The organism is Polaribacter sp. BAL334, assembly GCF_015767435.1.
Taxonomy (GTDB): Bacteria; Bacteroidota; Bacteroidia; order Flavobacteriales; family Flavobacteriaceae; genus Polaribacter.
Map to the genome: position 1 here is coordinate 1 of NZ_JADWOV010000040.1, position 1,421 is coordinate 1,421.

Consider the following 1,421-nt stretch of genomic DNA (forward strand, 5'->3'; position numbering starts at 1 on the left):
AAATATGGTATGCTGTAATTTATGTATTGCCACAGATGGTTTGAAAGATGATCTAAGAGTAAGCAGTATCAATGAACTAAAATCAAAAACCTTAGAGCTGTTTGAAAGCTACAATCAAGAGATGCATGTTGATCAAATGAGTCAATTACAAGACTTCACAATCAATCAAGAACAATTTGCTCATTTGGTAGGGAAGATGAAATTGTACAATCATTTAGAGAATACCCAAAAAGAGGGGCTATTTGACTTAAAAACAACAGATTCACAGATAACTACTATTATTAAAAACTATGTGGATGATGACAATTTTAGAGCTGATAATAAAGGCTATATCAACCTATGGAATTTATATAATCTTTTTACAGAGAGTGCAAAAAGCAATTACATAGATAACTTTCTCAGTAGGAACTGTAATACTTTTGAATTTGTAAATCATCTTAGTAAATCTCTTAAGAATCATGAAGACAATTATTTCCTTCAGAAAAGTGAAATATTTTATTCTCCTGCTCAATTAAATGATTATTAAAACATGACTAATGAACAACTGATGGAACTTTTAAAATATTGCTCACCATATATCATCTATGTGGTGAATGATAAAAATAGAATTATTAAAGTGCATACGCCTATTAAATTAAAAGCGTTGCAAAGTGTTGGAAGTTTACAAAAAAATCAACTTGTTTATTGTACTGAATTGAAAATCACAAATGAGGGACGAACTGTGTACTGCATAGATGGTAAAAACTACCATACCTACTATTTTGAAATTTTACTTTAATTCATGACTTTAGAGCATTATGCTGTATCTTTTGATACTATTTTTTGGTATCTTTTCTGAGAAGGTTTTGGCTCTATAATCATAAAACCACTGAGAAAATCTACTCTAGAGAAAGCTTACATTTTAAAACCTAATCAAAAAAGTTAAATAGGTTATTTTTTTTTAATTAAAAAGGTTAGGTTTTATGTAAGTTTCAAATTAGCTATTCTTATGTTGAATAACTCCTGCATTTATATTTTATAAAAATTTGGCTTGATTTATAACCATGCAATAAACTATATTAATTGCTGTTTTATAATTTTAAAAACATTTATGAAAACACCATTGTTATTTTTAATAGTACTCCTATTATTTTCTTGCAATTCACCAACAGCTAAAGAAAAACAAGCGCTTTTATCAGTTCCAGAAGAAACAAAACAAATTGATGATACAGCAATTGATGAAATCAATGAATTTAAAAAATACTCAAATGGGTTAATTTATAGTGATCAGACTTTGAGTAAACTGACACAAGTAGTCGATTCATTGAATTTAACATTCAAAAGTTGTGACCTTAACAAACGTTTTTATTCAGTTAATCAAACAGTGGGGCACATTGTTACACTTCAAAAGGGAAATCTTAAAAGCGCAAAAAGGGATATGA

2 protein-coding genes and 1 pseudogene are annotated in these 1,421 nt (G+C 28.2%); all 3 read left to right on the forward strand.

From position 1 onward, the window contains the following. A partial coding sequence (locus IU405_RS00215) for a DUF3871 family protein (protein WP_197436661.1) occupies positions 1 to 526 on the forward strand: 526 nt, incomplete at its 5' end. 3 nt (positions 527 to 529) lie between these two features. Next, positions 530 to 778 (forward strand): hypothetical protein, encoded by a 249-nt coding sequence (locus tag IU405_RS00220; RefSeq protein WP_197436662.1) that lies wholly within the window; start codon positions 530 to 532, stop codon positions 776 to 778. A 312-nt stretch (positions 779 to 1,090) separates the two neighbouring features. Then, positions 1,091 to 1,421 (forward strand): annotated as a pseudogene (locus IU405_RS00225) (hypothetical protein); the annotation flags it as partial.

Bases quoted from the DNA above. Each gene is read 5' to 3' on its own strand.
- IU405_RS00220 (WP_197436662.1), top strand. From the start codon at position 530: ATGACTAATGAACAACTGATGGAACTTTTAAAATATTGCTCACCATAT.